Origin of the sequence: Mesorhizobium sp. KACC 23794 (assembly GCF_052180275.1) — a bacterium.
Classification (GTDB): domain Bacteria; phylum Pseudomonadota; class Alphaproteobacteria; order Rhizobiales; family Rhizobiaceae; genus Kumtagia.
Window position 1 is genome coordinate 1,537,980 of the sequence record NZ_CP197465.1, and the last position, 17,490, is coordinate 1,555,469.

The following is a 17,490-nucleotide window of genomic DNA, read 5'->3' on the forward strand; positions in this document are numbered from 1 at the left end:
CCTATCCAATGCCGGTCGTCCGCGACAAGGAGATCGAGGTGCTGTTCAGCGCTTCGGCGATCGCCAGGCGCAATCTGGAACTCGCCAAGGAGATCGCGGGGCGCGACTATCACGACCTGCTGGTCATCTCGATCCTGAAAGGGTCGTTCGTCTTCGCCGCCGACCTGATCCGCGCCATGCACGATGTCGGCCTGTCGCCGGAAGTCGAGTTCATCTTCATCTCCAGCTACGGCAGCGGGACGACCAGCGGCGAGGTGCGGGTGCTCAGAGACATCGACAATGAGGTGAAGGGCCGCGACGTGCTCTTGATCGACGACATCCTCGAATCCGGCAAGACGCTGCGCTACACCCACGATCTCATGCTCTCGCGTGGCGCAAAAAGCTGCTCGATCGCCGTGCTGCTCGACAAGCGCATGCGTCGGCAGACGACGCTCAATGCCGACTATGTCGGCTTCGACTGCCCGGATTATTTCGTGGTGGGCTACGGCATGGACGTGGCGCACGCGTTTCGCGAGTTGCCGTTCGTCGGCGTGGTCAAGGGCGACGCGACTTAATTCTCCCCCATGATGGGTGGATTGGTCGCCGGCGGCGCAAATACGCGGATCGCCTTCGGTCTTATGCGGAAACGCGCCGGCGTGTAGGTCGAAAGCTCGCCATCCGTGTTGACCGGGCGCGGCTTTCTGGTTCGGATCGTCACCTCGGTGGTCTGGAAGGCGCGGACGTCGTCCCACTGCCCCTGCGTGCCCTTGCGTAGCGCGGGCAGCAGCGCCAGCAGCCTCCACCAATGGTCGACTTCCAGGCTGTAGAGATCAAGCTTGCCGTCCTCGGCCGTCGCGGTCTCCTCGACCGTCATGCCGCCGCCATAGTAGCGGCCGTTGCCGACCGACACCTGCATGGTGCGGATGTGCTCGGTCGTTCCGTCATGGTCGATATGGGCAGTGAACAGCCGCGAGCGCAGCAGGATGCGGGCCGCGACAATCGCGTAGCCGAAGACCCCCCAGCGTTTCTTGGCGTGCTGTGTCAGTTCGGCGGCGAGTTCGGCACTGAAGCCGACGCTGGCGACGTTGAAGAAGAGATGGCCGTTAACGTCGCCGAGGTCGATGTCGCGCAGATGCCCGGCGGCGATGATCTCGGCAGCCTTCTGCAAATCCGGAGGGATCGAAACGGTGCGGGCGAAATCGTTGGCGGTGCCGAGCGGCAGCACACCGAGCGGCAAACCGGTCTCAACCAGCGCGGGGACCGCGGCATTCAGTGTTCCATCGCCGCCACCGACGATCACCAGGTCGCAGGTCGACGCCTGCTGGCGGATCACATCGTCGATCGTGTCCTCGTCGCCGACCTTGACCTCGTGAACGGCCACCCCGGCGGTTTCGAGCCGCGTCACCGCCGCGGCGATCGAGCCGGTTCCGCGCCGTGCGCGTGGATTGACGATGAGCAACGCCCTGTTTCGCGCCGGGCCGCCCCGCATCTCTTCCGCCGCCGTACCGATGGTTTCCATGCCCGTGCAGGTAGGGATTCGGAGCGACAAGAAGAAGACGGTAGGGGAGCAAAAAAAACCCGCCGCCAAGGGCAGCGGGCTGAGTGAGGACTGTGCCGGACAGCCGACTCCTGTCCCGGAAGTTTGCGCAATCAGCGTACCAGTCGAAATTGACATGCAGCAAACGAATAGGGATTATGCCTGTCATCAGCCGTGCTGATGACAGGCAAGGATCCGATGAATCTCGACAGCGAGTTGCTGCGGGCCTTCGTGGCCGTGGCGGATGCGGGCAACGTCACGCGCGCCGCCGACCGGATGGGTCGCACCCAGTCCGCCGTCTCCATGCAGATCCGCAAGCTGGAGGACATCGTCGGCGATCCGCTGTTCCGGCGCGGCTCGCGTGGGGTCTCGCTGACGCGAAAGGGCGAGGGCCTGATCGGCAATGCACGCCGCATCATCACGCTGCTCGACGAGACGGCAGCCTCTATGAAGTCGGCGCCGCTCGACGGCCCGGTGCGCATCGGCATACCGGAGGAGTATGGCGTGACGATCCTGGCGCAGGCGCTTTCCGAGTTCTCCAAACAGCACCCGCGCGTCGAGATCACCGTGCGCTTCGCGAAGACCACCTCCCAGGTCGCGGCGCTGAATGCCGGTGAACTGGATCTTGCCGTGGTGTTCGAATGGGAGAATTTCTCGGACGGCGAAATGCTGATGGGCGATCCCACGGTCTGGGCGACCTCGGCGCGGCACATGCGCCACGAGGAACGGCCGCTGCCGGTCGCCATCTATCCGAATTCCGGATGGTGCCGCGACTTCGCGCTGAAGTCGCTGGTGCAGCGAGGCATCGATTACCGGGTCGCCTATATGAGCGACACCAGCGGCGGTCTGCGGCTGGCCGCAACTTCCGGGCTCGCGGTCGCGCCGATCTCACGCAGCAACATCCCGGCCGGTTGCCGCGAGCTGACATCGGCCGAAGGGTTCGGCGCGATCGACGCGGCGCGGGTCGTGCTGCGCCGCAACCCTGCAGCGACAGGCGCGGCGGTGGTCGGCATGGCGGAAGCGATCAGCGAAGCGTTCCGCAATCGGTCGGAGGTTTAGAAAAAGTCCCGGCGGGACGGCTCGGGCGGAAAAGCACTACTCCAGCTTGAGCAGGCGCTCCAGATAGCTGCGCTCGAGTTCGGGGCTCAAGGCGTTGCCAAGCCGCTTGCGGATGGCTTCGAGAATCTGGCGGGCGCGCTGCATGTCGATCTCGTCAGGCACCTTGACGGAGCTGCCGTCGTCGGCGCCATTGGTGGCGCGTGGACGGCCGAGCGGATCGCGGCCGGCGTTCTGCTGGCGGCCGCCTTCCTGACTGCCGCCCTGGTCGCCTTCCATGGCCTGCTGCATCTGCTGCATCATGTCCTGGGCGCCGCGCCGCAGTGCCTCCAGCGCGCGGCCCTGCTCGCCAGTGGCGCGGTTGCCATCGCCCTCGCCGAGCGCGCCTTCGGCCTGGTCCATGGCCTCGCCAGCCTCGCCAAAACCCTCGCCGGGCTGGATGCCCAGGCCTTGCAGGCCCTTCTGCAGGGCTTCGAGGTCGTCCTGCAACTGGCCCTGCCCCTGCTGGAGTTGCTTGAGCGCCTCGGCGAATTCCTCCGGCGTCATGCCTTGTCCCTGCTCGCCTTCGCCGGGCTGGCCTCCGCCCTGCTGGCCCTGTTGACCTTGCTGTCCCCGCTGCTGCTGGCGGTTCTGTCCGCGTTGCTGCTGTCCGCGCTGCATCTGGTCCATGCGGAACGTCTCGTTCATCATCTCCTGCTGGCGCCGCATGATCTCGCCGAGCTTGTTCATCTGCTCGCGCATCTCGCTCTGCTGGCCGTTCTCGCCTGGCTGCTGCTGGCGGCGAGCCTGCAGATTGTTCATCATTTCCTGTAATTCGGACAGGAGTTGCTCTGCCTGCTGGCGGTTGCCTGACTTCGCCAGATTCTCGATCTGGTCCATCATGCGTTCGAGGTCGCTCTGGCGCAGTTCCTGGCCCGGCTGCTGCTGGGCCAGATTCGGATCGCGGGCGGCGCGTTCGGCGAATTCGCGCAGGAATTCGTTCATCGCCTGCCGCAGTTCCTTCATCAGCCTGTCGATTTCCTCGTCGCTGGCGCCGTCGCGCAGCGCCTGCTTGAGGGCTTCCTGGGCCTGGCGCAGATTTTTCTCGGCGGTCGACAGGTCGCCGTCCTCGATCTGCAGGGCCATGTTCCAGAGATAGTCCGAAACGTCGCGCAGGGCATCGTCGGTCGAGGCCAGCTTGAGTCGGCTGCGGCCGGCCATCAGGCCGAGATAATGCGACGGATTGTCGAATGTGTCCTCCGGGCGCAGCGTGATGGCGTCGATCAGGTCGACGACGCGCTGTTTCTGGTTGGCGTCGATCGACAGGATCTTGCGCAACTCGACCACGGCGCGGGCGAGCGGGTTGGTGAAGGGGCGCTCTGGCAGGACGATCGTCTTCGTCTCGGTCCTGGCTTCCTGGCCGGCATCATCCACCGCCGACAGCGTCAGCTTGATGCGGCTGCCGGCCCACACATGCTCGGTCAGATCGCGCGTCGCCTTCATGGCGGTGTCGCGGGCGCCACGGCGTGGCACCGAAAGCGGCATTTCCGGCGGCCCGTAGAGCGGACGCGCATTGGCGGGAGGCGGCTCTTCCAGCGCGAAATCGGCCTTGGCGGAGGCCGCGCCGTAATCGTCCTGGATTTCGTATCGCAACTCGAAGGCGCCATTGACCGCGCGCTTCGGCTCTTCGGCGAAACGGATCACAGGCGGCTCGTCGGGCACGACGGCGAAAGTCCAGCTGTCGACCTGGTTTTCCCCACCTTCGCCGGAGCGCAATGCCAGGACGCCGTCGGCGGTCAGCTTGCCCTCGAACTGCCGGGGAGCGGCCGGAATGTTGAGCGCCGAAGGCGTGTCCGAGGCAGGCGCCGGGGTGGCGGTATCGGACAGCGCGATGTCCCGGGTCGTGCCGTCCTTGCCGGCAAAGACCAACTGCTCGTCGCCGGCGCCGCCGGTCACGCGCAAGGCGACGTCGCTGCCTTCCGGAACGGTGAAGAGCGGCGTGTCGGCATTGTTCTCAGCGGTGAGGAAGATCGGCGCCTTGCCGGTATAGGGCGGAGGCGTGACCCAGGCGTCGATGCGTGGCGGCAGCGTCTCGGTAAGCGCCACGGCGCGGAAGCCGTCTTCCAGCGAGCCGCCGCGCGGGCCGAAGGAATAAGCGAAGGCGGTGACGAAAAGCAGCGCAGCCACGGCGCGCAGGCCCCACGGATCACGCTCCGGCACGCGGGTGCGGGGCAGGTCGCTGCCGGCGCCTGCGAGTTTTTCCGCCATGCGCTTCTGGTGTTCACGCCACAGCGCCTGGGCGAAACTTGTCTCATGGCCGGCTGGCCGGTCGGACTGCGCCTGCAGGGGCGTGTGGGCCAGCGCATTCGCCGCCTCGATGCGGCGGTCGATCTCTTCAGGGCGCGGATTGCGGTAGAAACGCAACGGATAGAGCGAGGCGAGCGCGGCGAGGGCGACCAGCGCCAGAAGCCCAAAACGCGCCATATCCGGCAGCATGCGGAAGATGCCGAACCAGGACAAAGTGGCGAAAAGGCTGAGCGCCACGATCAGCGGAAGGATCAGCGGCCAGAAGCGCTCCAGCATGACCACCGCGCGCGTCACCAGCCTGGTCTGCTTCAAGCGTCTGGAAAAAATCGCCTTTTCCGGGTTCGCGAGCGGTTCCTTCATCGGCCTTTCCGACTGCGACCGGGCACTGAGCCAAGCCTGTAGAGTCGGTAGAATAACGACAAACGCGGCAAAGGCGAGGCGTTTGACGGAATCGTGATACCCCGATGCAGGCTCACAGCCACTCGGGCAGCGAATCCAGTCCGATCAAATCGTCAAAACTGGTGCGCGGGCGCACGACGTGAAAAGTGTCGCCCTTGACCAGCACTTCCGGCACCAGCAGGCGCGAATTGTAGGTTCCCGCCTGCACGGCGCCATAGGCGCCGGCGGTTCCAACAGCGATCAGGTCGCCGGATTCCAACCTCGGCAGATCGCGCGACAGGCCGAGATAGTCGCCGGTCTCGCAGACGGGTCCGACGACATCGACCACCATGCGTGGGGCGTCGACAGCGTGGCGCACCACCGGGAAAATCTCGTGGAAGGCGTCGTAGAGCGTGGGGCGAATCAGGTCGTTCATCGCGGCGTCGACGATCAGGAAGTTGCGGGCTTCGCCTTCCTTCACGTAGACGACTTCCGAGACGAGAATGCCGGCATTGGCGACGATCAGCCGGCCCGGCTCGAACATCATCCTGACGCCGAGATGACCGGCGCGGCGACGGATGATGTCGGCATAGGCGTCGGGATGCGGCGGCGGATCGTTGTCGACGCGGTAGGGAACGCCGAGCCCGCCGCCGAAATCGATGTGGTGGATTGCATGGCCGTCGGCGCGCAAGGTGGCAACCAGATCGGCAAGGATCGAAAAAGCGTCGTCGAAGGGCTGCAGGTCGGTGATCTGGCTGCCGATATGCATGTCGATGCCGGTCACCTTTATTCCCGGCAGTTCGGCGGCGCGGGCATAGACTTCGCGGGCGCGCTGGCGCGGCACGCCGAACTTGTTCTCGGCATTGCCGGTGGAGATCTTCTTATGGGTCTTCGCATCGACGTCCGGATTGATGCGTATCGACACCGGCGCGACCTTGCCGGCAGCGACCGCGCGCCGCGACAGGAGTTCGAGTTCCGGCTCGGATTCGACGTTGAAGCAGAGGATGCCGGCCTTGAGCGCGAAATCCATTTCGCGCGCCGTCTTGCCGACGCCCGAGAACAGGATTTTTTCCGCCGGCACGCCTGCCGCGAGCGCGCGGCGCATCTCTCCTTCGGAAACGACATCGGCGCCGGCGCCGAGGCGGGCCAGCGTGGCGATGACGGCCTGGTTAGAATTCGCCTTCATCGCATAGCAGACGAGCGCGTCGAGGCCGGACAATGACTTCGCGAAGACGTTGTAATGGCGCTCCAGAGTGGCAGTCGAATAGCAATAGAACGGCGTACCGACGGTGCGCGCGATCTCCGGCACCGGCACGTCCTCGGCATGCAGCACGCCGTCGCGGAATTCGAAATGGTTCATCGTCAGGTTCCGCGAGGAAGGATTGCCGCGATCGTCTGGGAAGAAAAACTACTGGATGAGCTTGTCGAGGAAGAAAGGCTTGTCCTTAACCGGTTTCTGCGGCTCGGGCGGCAGCGGCTGGCCGGCCTTCTCAGCGTCCTTGCGAGCCTGGACGGCGGCGTCGTAAGGCGTGTCGAGCCCTGCCCTCCGCCCGCACGCCGCGGTCGCGCCGAGAGCGGCGAGAAGCATGATCGTCGTCAGCAGCCTGGCCGCATTCATCGGCATTCGATCCCGGCTTGTTTTCCCATAGGGCAGAGCGAGACGCTTGTAGCGAGTTTCCATGCCGATTGCACCACGGCAATTCAGGCGCGGGCAAGCCGCTTCTTCCAGGCGCGCACCTGGCGGCGGACTTCGCCCGGCGCGGTGCCGCCGAAGGATTTGCGGCTCTTCACCGAGTTCTGCACCGAAAGCACCGAGAAGATGTCGCCGGTGATGCCCGGATGGATCGCCTTCAATTCGTCCAGCGACAATTTGGCCAGCGTCGTCTTCATCGTCTCGGCCAGCGCTACCGCGCGGCCGGTGACATGATGGGCCTCGCGGAAGGGCAGCCCGAGCGTGCGGACCAGCCAGTCGGCGAGGTCGGTGGCGGTCGAGTGCCCCGAGCCGGCTGCGCGCTTCATGGCGTCGGTGTCGATCCTCATGTCGCCGACCATGCCGGTCATGGCCGCCAGCATCAGGTCGAGCGTCTCGGCGGCATCGAACACCGTTTCCTTGTCCTCCTGCATGTCCTTGGAATAGGTCAGCGGCAGGCCCTTCATCACCGTCAGCAGGCCGATCAGATGGCCGTTGATCCGTCCGGTCTTGGCGCGCACCAGTTCGGCGGCATCCGGGTTCTTCTTCTGCGGCATGATCGACGAGCCGGTCGAGAAGGAGTCCGACAGTTTGACGAAACCGAATTGCGGCGTCGACCAGATGACGATCTCTTCCGCCAGCCGCGACAGATGGGTGGCGGTGATCGCGGCGACCGACAGGAACTCCAGCGCGAAGTCGCGGTCCGACACGCTGTCCAGCGAGTTGCGCGTCGGCTCGCGGAAGCCGAGCGCTTTTGCCGTCATCTGACGGTCGATCGGAAATCCGGTGCCGGCAAGTGCGGCCGCGCCCAGCGGCGATTCGTCCATCCGCTCTATCGCGTCGCGGACACGGGAAAGATCGCGCGCAAACATCTCGACATAGGCCATGCAGTGGTGGCCCAAGGTGACCGGCTGCGCCGACTGCATGTGCGTGAAGCCCGGCATCACCGTCGCCGCGTGCTCTTCGGCGCGGGTGAGGAAGACGGCGATCAGGCCCTTCAGCGCCTCGGCGACGCGAAAGAATTCGTCCTTCACCCACAGCCGGAAATCGACGGCAACCTGGTCGTTGCGCGAGCGGGCCGTGTGCAGGCGGCCGGCGGCGGGGCCGATCAGTTCGGCCAGCCGCGCCTCGACATTCATGTGGATGTCTTCCAGCGCCGTCGAGAAGGTGAAGGCACCGCTCTCGATCTCTTTCAGAATCGTGTTCAGGCCGTGAGCGATTTTTTCTTGATCGGCGGCCGAAATGATGCCCGTTGCCGCCAGCATTTCCGAATGCGCCAGCGAGCCGCGAATGTCCTGGGCGTAGAGCTTTTTGTCGAAGCTGATCGAGGCGTTGATGGCCTCCATGACGGCCGCCGGACCCGAGGCAAAACGTCCGCCCCACATCGCATTGCTGGCCTTTTTGTCGCTCATCGTGCTACCCGGGCTCCGGAGAATCTTTTTAGAATGTCGGACGGCAAGCAAAGAAAACTGATCCCGGCCTGGCGGGCCATCCTGACGGCCATGGTGGCCGGCGCGCTGGCCGGCGCGGTGGCGGTATATGTCACGGGAGGCTTCTCTGGCAACATGCCGGGAGACGTCTCGCAACAGCCGCCGGCCGAGGTTGCCGCCGCGGCTCCAGCGGCGCAGCCCGAAGCCGATCTCTGTGCCGCCAAGGCCGACAAGGCGAAGGCCGTGGCCGCCGCCGCGACGGGGCAGGTTGCCGCGATGCTGCCAGCCGATCCGCCGCAGTCGCTTGCAAAACTCGCCTTCAACGCGCCGGACGGCAAGCCGATGACGCTGGCAGACCGCGCCGGCAAGACGGTACTGCTCAATTTGTGGGCAACATGGTGTGCGCCCTGCCGGGCCGAGATGCCGGCGCTGGATGCGTTGCAGAAGGAAGCCGGGGATGGTGGCTTCGAGGTCATCGCTGTCAATGTCGACACCGGCGATGACACGAAACCGAAGAAATTCCTGGCGGAGACCGGCGTCGCGGCGCTCGGCTATTATCGCGACAACACGCTCGACCTGTTCAACGATCTGAAGAAACGCGGGCTGGCGCTCGGCCTGCCGGTCACGCTGCTGATCGATGGGGAAGGCTGCCTGCTCGCCCATATGAACGGGCCGGCCGAGTGGTCCGGGCCGGATGCGAAGGCGCTGATCGCGGCGGCGCGCAACTAGGTTCGCCTGGCTTCCGCTTTACCGGATCGAAAGCGTTCCTCGGCTATAGGACCGGCCAGAGGGCGCAGCAAATGTCACATGCCACCGTTTCGCCGGCGATCCTTCGCCCGGCTCCGACCGACCGAACGGCGCCCTATCTCGTATGGCTGGCGGTGTCGGTGCTGCTGTCCTTCCTGTGGAGCATGGGCCACTACGCAAACGGCGACGTCGACGATCTCCTGAAAGCGCATGAGGTGCGCTTCCTGCTGGAGAGCGGCAACATCTTCGACCGCACCTTGCCGGGCATATTGCAGCCAGAAGTGTTCGTCTCCCACTGGCCATGGATCGTCGATCTGCCCTACGCGGCGGTCGCATTCATCCTGCGTCCGGTGGTTGGCCTGGACGCGGCATTGTCGGCTGCGTTCTTCTGCGTTCCGCTGATGCTGCTTGCGGGAATCCTGTTCTTCATGCGCAAGGTGATCGCCACCTTCGACTTCGCCAGCCCGACGCTCGTGCTGGTCGTCTCGACGATCGTGGCGCTCAGGGCGCTGGGCGAGTTCGAGCCCGGCCGCATCGACTATCATAATCTGCAGATGCTCCTGCTGGTCGCGATCCTCTTCCTGACCATCCAGTCGGGCCGTCGCGCAGCCTTTGCCAGTGGCGTGCTGACGGCACTCGCCTTGGCCGCCGGCGTGGAGCTTGCCTTGTTCCTGGTGCTGGTCCTGGCCATCCGCGCCTTCGACTTTGTGCTGGGCAACGATGACGCGAAGGTCCAAACCCAGGCGTTCGGCCTGTCGCTCGCAGGTACGGCGGTCATCCTGTTCTTCGCGATAACGGCGCCGGACAACTATGCTCGTCCGCTATGCGACCGTTACTCTTCGCCGCTCGCGGCGGCCCTCGTCATGGCCGGAGCGAGTTTCGCCATTCTGCCGACGCTCATCCGAAAGGCGGGCGTGGTGCCGCGCCTTCTCTCCTTTGCGGCCTGCGGCCTCGCGTCCGCCGCGGTGCTCGCATTGCTGTTCCCGGGTTGTCTGGCAGGTCCTTATGCCGGGCTCTCCGACTATCTCAGGATTCACTGGCTGGACCGCATCTACCAGGAAGGCAGTCTCTTCGATCACCGCGACTTTGTCGTGTCTGAGCAACTTTTCTATTTCACCATCCAACTCGTCGGCGCCCTCGGCGCCGTGGTCGCGGCGGTGGTCGCACGGGGACGCGACCGCGCCTGGCTCGTGCTCGCCCTGTTTTCGGCGGTGGCGGTGGCGCACACGGTGCTCTATTTCCGCTATCTGCGCTTCATGCCGCTCTTCGCAGGTCCTGGGCTTGCCTATGTGCTCCATTCGGTGCTGCCAGCGAATCTGGCGCGCGGATTCGCCGGGCGTGTCGACGTTCCCAAGATGCGGGTGCTTCCGCTGCTGCCGGGGCTTTTGTTGCCATTAGGCCTGCTCGGCTATCATCTCGCGACGACGCCGCAGGAAATCACGCTTGAAGGTGTCGACGTCGCCGACAATTGCATGCTCGAGGATCTCGAGCCCTATGCCTGGCCTGCAGGCGGCCGCATCCTTGCGCCGCCGCTGATCGGAATTCGCCTGATATCCAATCCAGGCGCCACGGTGGTCGCTATCCCGTTCCACACCGGCACGACCGGCATTGAGCGCTCGCTGCGCTTCTTCGACCCCGCCACCGCCGACCCGAGCGCGGTGGCGGCGTCTGCCGAGGCGACCCTCGTCGCCACCTGCGCCTGGCGCGGCAAGCCCCTGCGAAAGGCGGAGCAGGAATTCCCTTTAGCGGCCGGTCTCATCCAGGGGAAGCCGCCGGCCTGGCTGGCGGAATGCCCGCTGCCGGCCGACGCCACGCTCCGCGTCTACCGGCTCGCGACGCAGCCGGCTGATGCCTGTCCGACGATGCTTCCGAGGACCTGATCTAGCGCGTCGGCACCGGATGCTCGCCGCGATAGTCGTAGAAGCCGCGGCCGCTCTTGCGGCCGAGCCAGCCGGCCTCGACATATTTCACCAGCAGCGGGCAGGGGCGGTATTTGGTGTCCGACAGGCCGTCATGCAGCACCTGCATGATCGACAGGCAGGTATCGAGGCCGATGAAGTCGGCGAGCTGCAGCGGCCCCATCGGATGGTTGGCGCCGAGCTTCATCGCCGTGTCGATGGCCTCCACCGAGCCGACGCCCTCGTACAGCGTGTAGATCGCCTCGTTGATCATTGGTAGAAGGATGCGGTTGACGATGAAGGCCGGAAAGTCCTCTGAAACCGTACTGGTCTTGTCGAGCCGGCGCACATATTCCTTGGCGGTCACGAACGTATCGTTCTCGGTGGCGATGCCGCGCACCAGTTCGACCAGCTTCATGATCGGCACCGGGTTCATGAAATGTATGCCGATGAAACGCTCGGCGCGGTCGGTGGCGGAGGCGAGCCGCGTGATCGAGATCGACGAGGTGTTGGTGGCGAGAATGGCTTCCGGGTTCAGCACAGGGCAGAGCTGCGCATAGATCTTGCGCTTGATGCTCTCGTCCTCGGTTGCTGCTTCGATGACCAGGTCGGCGCCGGCAAGGTCCTTCAGGTCCGGCGCCGGGGAGATCAGAGAGATCGCCGCCTGGCGCTCGGCCTCGGCCAGCTTGCCGCCGGCGACCTGGCGCGCCATGTTGCCGTTGACGGTAGCGATGCCCTTTTCGATGCGCTCCGGCGCGACATCGTAAAGCAGCACCTTGTAGCCGGCCAGCGCCGAGACATGGGCGATGCCGCTGCCCATCTGTCCCGCGCCGACGATGCCGACCGTTTCAATCTCGCTCATTATGCCGATCCTGTTTCAGGCTTTTCGCCTGGTGCCCTGGGACTGAGGGATGTTGGCACGCCAGCGGCGACCATGCCTCGTTCTCAAATCGCATGCTTCTTTTTGCAGTGCACACTAATGGTACGAAGCCACTTTCGTCCAGTGCACTGCGCAAACTTTGTGCAGCGCTTGTATGCAAAGTCAAAGCGGGAGCGGCATCTGGGTAAACGGGGATACGAAAAAGGCCGGGACGGCATTTCCGTCCCGGCCTCCAGATTCATTTGTCGAAGGGAAGGCTACAGCGCCTTTTCGAGTTCGGGCAGGATGACGAACAGGTCACCGACGAGGCCGTAGTCGGCAACCTGGAAGATCGGCGCCTCCTCGTCCTTGTTGATGGCGACGATGACCTTGGAGTCCTTCATGCCGGCGAGGTGCTGGATGGCGCCGGAGATGCCGACGGCGATGTAGAGCTGCGGCGCCACCACCTTGCCGGTCTGGCCGACCTGCCAGTCGTTCGGCGCATAGCCGGCATCGACCGCCGCGCGCGACGCGCCGACGGCCGCACCCAGCTTGTCGGCAACGGGCAGGATGACCTCCTGGAATTTTTCCGCGGACCCCAGCGCGCGGCCGCCCGAGATGATGATTTTTGCCGAGGTCAGTTCCGGACGGTCGCTGTCCGACAGGCGGTTCTCGACGAAGCTCGACAGGCCGGGATTGGCCGCCGCCGTCACCGTCTCGACGGCAGCCGAGCCGCCCTCAGGCGCCGACTGGAACGAGGCGGTGCGTACCGTGATCACTTTCTTGCCGTCGCTGGATTGCACCGTCTGGATGGCGTTGCCGGCATAGATCGGGCGCTTGAAGGTGTCGGGCGACACGACCTCGATGATCTCCGACACCTGCGCCACGTCGAGCAGGGCGGCGACACGCGGCATGACGTTCTTGCCGCTGGTGGTGGCCGGCGCGATGATCGTGTCGTATTGGCCGGCGAGCGAGACGATTGTCGCCGCCAGCGGTTCGGCCAGGCGCTGTTCGAGTTCGTCGGCCTCGGCGAGCAGTACCTTGGAGACGCCCTGGAGTTTTGCCGCCGCATCGGCGGCAGGCTTCGCGCCCTTGCCGGCGACCAGCACATGCACGTCGGAGCCGATCTTCAGGGCCGCCGACAGCGTCTTGGCCGTCTGGTCGGAAAGCGTCGCGTTGTCGTGTTCGGCGATGAGGAGAATTGCCATTTTCTTGTTCCTTTCCCGATCGCCTTAAAGCACGCCGGCTTCGTTCTTCAGCTTGTCGATCAGCTCGGCCACCGACTTGACCTTGACGCCCGCCTTGCGGCCGCCCGGCTCCTCGGTCTTCAGAACCTTCAGCCGCGGCGTCACGTCGACGCCGAAATCGGCCGGGCTCTTCTCGTCGAGCGGCTTCTTCTTGGCCTTCATGATGTTGGGCAGCGACGCATAACGCGGCTGGTTCAAGCGCAGGTCGGTCGTCACGATCGCCGGCAGCTTCAGTTCGATCGTCTGCAGGCCGCCGTCGACCTCGCGGGTGACGCTGGCCTTGTCGCCGTCGATCGCGACCTTGGAGGCGAAGGTCGCCTGGCCCCAGCCGAGAAGGGCCGCCAGCATCTGGCCGGTCTGGTTGGCGTCGTCGTCGATCGCCTGCTTGCCCAGGATCACCAGCCCCGGCTTCTCGGCCTCGACTACGCCCTTCAGCACCTTGGCGACGCCGAGCGGCTCGACCTGGGCGTCGACCTTGACCAGGATGGCGCGGTCGGCACCCATGGCGAGTGCGGTACGCAGCGTCTCCTGCGCCTGCTGCGGGCCGATCGACACGACGATGATCTCCTCGACCTTGCCGGCTTCCCTCAACCGGATCGCCTCTTCCACCGCGATCTCGTCGAACGGGTTCATCGACATTTTGACGTTCGCAAGCTCGACCCCCGATCCGTCGCTCTTCACCCGGATCTTTACATTGTAGTCGACCACCCGCTTGACGGGGACGAGAACCTTCATGCGCGCTTCACCCTTCTTCTGAAATTCCGCGGCGTTCCGTATCGGGGTCGACGCCTGTCGGTTTGCCGAATGACGACATAAACCGCGAAAAACGGTACAAATGGAACGCTTCCGGTGGCGGCAGGCTTGCGGAAGCGCGGCGGACCCTAGTTTCGGTGCATTGGCCCGTCAATAGCGGCAGCCTGCATAGAATCGTTTGAAATCTACCGGCGGCCCCACCGCGGCACCGGTTTGGCTTCCACCGGCCGCACGGCGCTCTGCTGCTGCACCTCGACGGCGCGGGGCGTGACGACCTCGCGGTAAAAGAGCGGCACGGCCCGCCGCTTGAGGAAGAATACCAAAATGGCGCCGGTGATGATGCCGCCGATGTGGCAGGCCCACGAGACCTGTTCCTCGCCGGCCATGGCGAACATCACGAACTGGAAACCGATCCATAGCGTCAGCGCGATCCAGGCCGGAATGCGCAGCGGAATGCGGGCAAAGGCCAGCACCCATATCTTCACGCGCGGGTGAAGGATCAGATAGGCCACGACGACGCCGGCTATTGCGCCAGAGGCGCCGATCAGCGGGATGCGGGAACCCGGGTCGAGCAGTCCGTGGAACAATGCACCGCCGATGGCGCAGAGCAGGTAGAAGAGCAGGAAACGAAGATGGCCGAGCGCATCCTCGATGTTGTCGCCGAACACCCACAGAAACAGCATGTTGCCGCCGAGATGGAAGATGTCGGCGTGCAGGAAGGCGTAGGTCAGGTAGGTGAAGTCCTCCGGAACGAAATACCATTCGGGCGGCAGGCTCACCAGGTCGAAGGCGACGGAAGGGATGTAGCCAAAGCCATAGGTGGTCGCGGTGGCGAATTGCTCGGAGCCGAGACCGGTGAACAGGAAGACAATAATGTTGACCGCGATCAGGCCGAAGGTGACGTACTGAAACTTGATATGCTCAAGGCCGTTGGCGTCATGGAGCGGGATGAACAAGGCGCGGGACTCTTTTGGAGCAAGGCGTCGAGCAGACGCAGGGTGCGGTCAGCGGTTCTGTCCGGGCACCCATAGCACATCGGATTTTCCGTTGTCATTGACGACGCGGGCCGCCACGAACAGCAGGTCCGAGGCCCGGTTGATGTAGCGGACGCCTTCCGGGTTGACGTGCTCGCCCTCGATCTGCGCCAGTGCCACCATCAGGCGCTCGGCACGACGCGCAACCGTGCGGGCGAGGTGCAGCGCGGCGGAAGCAGGCGATCCGCCCGGCAGCACGAAGGAGCGCAGTGGCTGGAGGTTGGCGTTCAAACCGTCGATATCGGTTTCCAGGCGCCTGGTCTGCGAGGCGACGATGCGCAGCGGTTCATAGCCCAGTGGCTTGCCGTCATCCGGCGTGGCGAGATCGGCGCCGAGGTCGAAAAGATCGTTCTGGATACGGCCAAGAATGGCGTCCAGCGCCGGGTGCTCGGCCCCCGTGTGCAGCCGCGCCAGGCCGATGCAGGAATTGGCCTCGTCGACCGTGCCGTAGGCTTCGACCCGCAGGTCCGATTTCAAGCGGCGCTCGCCGGTGCCGAGGCCGGTGGTGCCGTCGTCGCCGGTGCGGGTATAAATCTTGTTGAGCTTGACCACATACCCTCCCGTCGGCTTGCTATCGCCGCCCAGCGCCTGCCTTCATCCGCCGCTCTGCCGGTTGAACCACACCGCCAGCAGGATCAGGACGAGCGCGATGAACTGCAGGAAGACGCGGGCCTGCATCAGCTTGTTGGACGTGTTGCTAGAGCCGCCGCGCATCATGTTGACGAGGCCGCGGATCAGCACGATGACCACCGCAGCCATGACGACGATAGCTAAAACGTTGAAAACCGTTGCCATTTTCTGTTCCGATGAAAGTGGTTCAGGCTTGCGAGGCGAGAACGCGATAGAGAAGCGACGCCGGCAAGACACGCTTCAGGAAGACGCCGATCTTTGCCGGCAAGGTCACAGCATAGTGCGGTCGCGGGTTTTGCGACAGGAGGGCGTGACGCAGAACCGTATGCACCGCTTCCGGCCCAAGCTTCAGCCGCGATTTCGAGCCGCCGCCACGCATGCGGGCAAGCTGCGCCTGATAGGCTTCGCGGTGGACCGAGGTTTCATGATCGATGTTCTTGAGAAACCACGTCAGTCCGTTCGGCGCGATCTTCGAGGCGATCGGTCCCGGCTCGATCAGCGAGACGTGGATTCCGGAAACCGCGAGTTCGGCGCGCAGGCACAGCATCAATCCTTCCAGCGCGTGCTTGGAAGCACAGTAAGCCCCGCGGTATTTCACCGGCGTCAGGCCGAGGATCGAGGAACAATGGACGATGCGGCCATGGCCCTGCGCCCGCATGACCGGGACGATGCGGCGGGTGAGATCATGCCAGCCGAAGAAATTCGCCTCGAACTGTTCCCGCAGCGCTTCGACCGGCAGGTCCTCGACAGCCCCCGGCTGGGCGTGGGCGCCGTTGTTGTAGAGGGCGTCGAGTTTTCCGCCGGTGCGCTCCAGGACGGCGGAGACGAGCGCTTCGATCGATGCCGGCTCGCGATAGTCGAGGTAGAAGGCCTCGATGCCTTCGTCCTTCAAAGCCCGGATGTCCTCCGGCTTGCGAGCCGTGGCGAAGACGCGCCAGCCCTCGCTTTTCAGCGCCCGCGCGCAGTAGGCGCCGATGCCCGATGACGCACCGGTGACGATGATCGTGCGGGCTTGCCCGGCTGCAGGATTCTCGGTGGGGTTGCGGCTTGCCATCTGCGGCAAACCCTTCCCATATTCGCGGGCGCGAAACAATCGACGGAGAACGAAGAGCCCATGCGGAAGATCGTCGCCGTCCGGCGTGTGCTGACCGATATGCTCGGCCACTTCAACGACGACGACGGATGGTCGATGGCCAGCCATCTGGCGATCACCGCGCTGATGGCGCTGTTTCCGTTCCTGATCTTCGCCACCACGCTGGCGAGTTTTCTCGGCGCGCAGGCTTTTTCGGAAACCGCGGTGCATCTGGTCTTCGACACATGGCCGGAGCAGATCGCGGCACCCATCTCGCGCGAGGTGATCAATGTGCTTACCGTGCAGCGCAGCGACCTCCTGACCTACGGCGCGTTGCTCGGCGCGTTCTTCGCCTCCAACGGCATCGAGGCGCTGCGCACCTCGCTCAATCGCGCCTACCGGGTCACCGAGACGCGGCCGTTCTTCTACCGACGCATCCAGAGCCTCGCCTTCGTGCTGATCGCCACGGTGGGTTTCCTGGTCATCAGCGTGCTCTTGGTGTTCGCGCCGCTGATTGTGCGGGTGGCGCTGGCGAAGGCCGCATGGATCGAACCCTATCTCGGCACGATCACGCTGTGGCGGTTCGTGATCGCTTCGGTCGTCATCGTGCTGGGGCTGATCGCCGTGCATGTCTGGCTGCCTGCCGGCAAGCGCCGCTTCACCCATATGGTGCCGGGCATCATCTTCACGCTGATCGGCTGGCTGGTTGGCTCGACAGTGTTCGCGGCCTATCTCGACCGCTTCTCGTCCTACGTGACCACCTATGCGGGGCTGGCCTCGATCATGATCGCGGTGGTGTTTCTCTACATTGTCTCGGCAGTTTTCATCCTTGGCGGGGAGCTCAACGCGTCGATTAGGCGCTATCTCGACGCAAGGGCACGGGTCGGTGGGTGA

The 17,490-nt window shown here is 64.7% G+C and carries 17 protein-coding genes; 5 read left to right on the top strand and 12 right to left on the bottom strand.

Annotated features, from left to right (window positions below):
- The first annotated feature begins 8 nt into the window (after positions 1–8).
- Positions 9–554 carry a hypoxanthine phosphoribosyltransferase gene (gene hpt / locus ACSBOB_RS07695; RefSeq protein WP_442581851.1) on the top strand — a complete coding sequence of 182 codons (546 nt, stop codon included), beginning with the start codon at positions 9–11 and terminating at the stop codon, positions 552–554.
- On the opposite strand, the gene ACSBOB_RS07700 is transcribed toward hpt, so the two are convergent.
- Entirely contained in the window at positions 551–1,498 is a 948-nt protein-coding gene (locus ACSBOB_RS07700) for a lipid kinase (protein ID WP_442581852.1), read from the bottom strand. The genes hpt and ACSBOB_RS07700 overlap by 4 nt on opposite strands.
- A gap of 216 nt (positions 1,499–1,714) precedes the next feature.
- On the opposite strand from ACSBOB_RS07700, the gene ACSBOB_RS07705 reads away from it, so the two are divergent.
- Positions 1,715–2,575 carry a LysR family transcriptional regulator gene (locus ACSBOB_RS07705; RefSeq protein WP_442581853.1) on the top strand — a complete coding sequence of 287 codons (861 nt, stop codon included), beginning with the start codon at positions 1,715–1,717 and terminating at the stop codon, positions 2,573–2,575.
- Between the two features lie 36 nt (positions 2,576–2,611).
- Here the strand turns inward: ACSBOB_RS07705 and ACSBOB_RS07710 are convergent, their stop codons facing one another.
- From ACSBOB_RS07710 to argH, 4 genes are all read right to left on the bottom strand, one after another.
- Complete coding sequence (locus ACSBOB_RS07710; RefSeq protein WP_442581854.1) at positions 2,612–5,218, bottom strand: TIGR02302 family protein; 2,607 nt, start codon at positions 5,216–5,218, stop codon at positions 2,612–2,614.
- Positions 5,219–5,330: 112 nt separating this feature from the next.
- Positions 5,331–6,596 carry a diaminopimelate decarboxylase gene (gene lysA, locus ACSBOB_RS07715; protein ID WP_442581855.1) on the bottom strand — a complete coding sequence of 422 codons (1,266 nt, stop codon included), beginning with the start codon at positions 6,594–6,596 and terminating at the stop codon, positions 5,331–5,333.
- Positions 6,597–6,644: 48 nt separating this feature from the next.
- Entirely contained in the window at positions 6,645–6,854 is a 210-nt protein-coding gene (locus tag ACSBOB_RS07720) for a hypothetical protein (protein ID WP_442581856.1), read from the bottom strand.
- Between the two features lie 83 nt (positions 6,855–6,937).
- Positions 6,938–8,338 carry an argininosuccinate lyase gene (gene argH, locus ACSBOB_RS07725; RefSeq protein ID WP_442581857.1) on the bottom strand — a complete coding sequence of 467 codons (1,401 nt, stop codon included), beginning with the start codon at positions 8,336–8,338 and terminating at the stop codon, positions 6,938–6,940.
- 33 nt (positions 8,339–8,371) lie between these two features.
- Between argH and tlpA the strand changes: the two genes are divergently transcribed.
- Complete coding sequence (tlpA, locus tag ACSBOB_RS07730) at positions 8,372–9,085, top strand: thiol:disulfide interchange protein TlpA (protein ID WP_442581858.1); 714 nt, start codon at positions 8,372–8,374, stop codon at positions 9,083–9,085.
- A 71-nt stretch (positions 9,086–9,156) separates the two neighbouring features.
- The gene (locus tag ACSBOB_RS07735; RefSeq protein ID WP_442581859.1) at positions 9,157–10,983 is read left to right on the top strand and encodes a hypothetical protein; all 1,827 of its coding nucleotides are present in this window, start codon (positions 9,157–9,159) and stop codon (positions 10,981–10,983) included.
- 1 nt (position 10,984) lies between these two features.
- On the opposite strand, the gene ACSBOB_RS07740 is transcribed toward ACSBOB_RS07735, so the two are convergent.
- The 7 genes from ACSBOB_RS07740 to ACSBOB_RS07770 form a co-directional block, all read right to left on the bottom strand.
- Positions 10,985–11,863 (bottom strand): 3-hydroxybutyryl-CoA dehydrogenase, encoded by an 879-nt coding sequence (locus ACSBOB_RS07740; RefSeq protein WP_442581860.1) that lies wholly within the window; start codon positions 11,861–11,863, stop codon positions 10,985–10,987.
- 275 nt (positions 11,864–12,138) lie between these two features.
- Positions 12,139–13,068 (bottom strand): electron transfer flavoprotein subunit alpha/FixB family protein, encoded by a 930-nt coding sequence (locus ACSBOB_RS07745; RefSeq protein WP_442581861.1) that lies wholly within the window; start codon positions 13,066–13,068, stop codon positions 12,139–12,141.
- Positions 13,069–13,092: 24 nt separating this feature from the next.
- Positions 13,093–13,842, bottom strand: a complete 750-nt coding sequence (locus tag ACSBOB_RS07750; RefSeq protein WP_442581862.1) for an electron transfer flavoprotein subunit beta/FixA family protein — start codon at positions 13,840–13,842, stop codon at positions 13,093–13,095.
- Between the two features lie 203 nt (positions 13,843–14,045).
- The gene (locus ACSBOB_RS07755) at positions 14,046–14,816 is read right to left on the bottom strand and encodes a rhomboid family intramembrane serine protease (protein WP_442581863.1); all 771 of its coding nucleotides are present in this window, start codon (positions 14,814–14,816) and stop codon (positions 14,046–14,048) included.
- A 48-nt stretch (positions 14,817–14,864) separates the two neighbouring features.
- Positions 14,865–15,446, bottom strand: coding sequence for a cob(I)yrinic acid a,c-diamide adenosyltransferase (locus ACSBOB_RS07760; protein ID WP_442581864.1), 582 nt, complete (start codon positions 15,444–15,446; stop codon positions 14,865–14,867).
- Between the two features lie 42 nt (positions 15,447–15,488).
- Positions 15,489–15,689 (bottom strand): twin transmembrane helix small protein, encoded by a 201-nt coding sequence (locus ACSBOB_RS07765; protein ID WP_442581865.1) that lies wholly within the window; start codon positions 15,687–15,689, stop codon positions 15,489–15,491.
- Between the two features lie 22 nt (positions 15,690–15,711).
- Entirely contained in the window at positions 15,712–16,578 is an 867-nt protein-coding gene (locus ACSBOB_RS07770) for an SDR family oxidoreductase (RefSeq protein ID WP_442581866.1), read from the bottom strand.
- A 60-nt stretch (positions 16,579–16,638) separates the two neighbouring features.
- Here ACSBOB_RS07770 and ACSBOB_RS07775 point away from each other — a divergent pair, with 60 nt between their 5' ends.
- Positions 16,639–17,490, top strand: coding sequence for a YihY/virulence factor BrkB family protein (locus ACSBOB_RS07775; protein WP_442581867.1), 852 nt, complete (start codon positions 16,639–16,641; stop codon positions 17,488–17,490).

Bases quoted from the DNA above. Each gene is read 5' to 3' on its own strand.
- hpt (WP_442581851.1), top strand. From the start codon at position 9: ATGCCGGTCGTCCGCGACAAGGAGATCGAGGTGCTGTTCAGCGCTTCG.
- ACSBOB_RS07700 (WP_442581852.1), bottom strand. From the start codon at position 1,498: ATGGAAACCATCGGTACGGCGGCGGAAGAGATGCGGGGCGGCCCGGCG.
- ACSBOB_RS07705 (WP_442581853.1), top strand. From the start codon at position 1,715: ATGAATCTCGACAGCGAGTTGCTGCGGGCCTTCGTGGCCGTGGCGGAT.
- ACSBOB_RS07710 (WP_442581854.1), bottom strand. From the start codon at position 5,218: ATGAAGGAACCGCTCGCGAACCCGGAAAAGGCGATTTTTTCCAGACGC.
- lysA (WP_442581855.1), bottom strand. From the start codon at position 6,596: ATGAACCATTTCGAATTCCGCGACGGCGTGCTGCATGCCGAGGACGTG.
- ACSBOB_RS07720 (WP_442581856.1), bottom strand. From the start codon at position 6,854: ATGAATGCGGCCAGGCTGCTGACGACGATCATGCTTCTCGCCGCTCTC.
- argH (WP_442581857.1), bottom strand. From the start codon at position 8,338: ATGAGCGACAAAAAGGCCAGCAATGCGATGTGGGGCGGACGTTTTGCC.
- tlpA (WP_442581858.1), top strand. From the start codon at position 8,372: ATGTCGGACGGCAAGCAAAGAAAACTGATCCCGGCCTGGCGGGCCATC.
- ACSBOB_RS07735 (WP_442581859.1), top strand. From the start codon at position 9,157: ATGTCACATGCCACCGTTTCGCCGGCGATCCTTCGCCCGGCTCCGACC.
- ACSBOB_RS07740 (WP_442581860.1), bottom strand. From the start codon at position 11,863: ATGAGCGAGATTGAAACGGTCGGCATCGTCGGCGCGGGACAGATGGGC.
- ACSBOB_RS07745 (WP_442581861.1), bottom strand. From the start codon at position 13,068: ATGGCAATTCTCCTCATCGCCGAACACGACAACGCGACGCTTTCCGAC.
- ACSBOB_RS07750 (WP_442581862.1), bottom strand. From the start codon at position 13,842: ATGAAGGTTCTCGTCCCCGTCAAGCGGGTGGTCGACTACAATGTAAAG.
- ACSBOB_RS07765 (WP_442581865.1), bottom strand. From the start codon at position 15,689: ATGGCAACGGTTTTCAACGTTTTAGCTATCGTCGTCATGGCTGCGGTG.
- ACSBOB_RS07770 (WP_442581866.1), bottom strand. From the start codon at position 16,578: ATGGCAAGCCGCAACCCCACCGAGAATCCTGCAGCCGGGCAAGCCCGC.
- ACSBOB_RS07775 (WP_442581867.1), top strand. From the start codon at position 16,639: ATGCGGAAGATCGTCGCCGTCCGGCGTGTGCTGACCGATATGCTCGGC.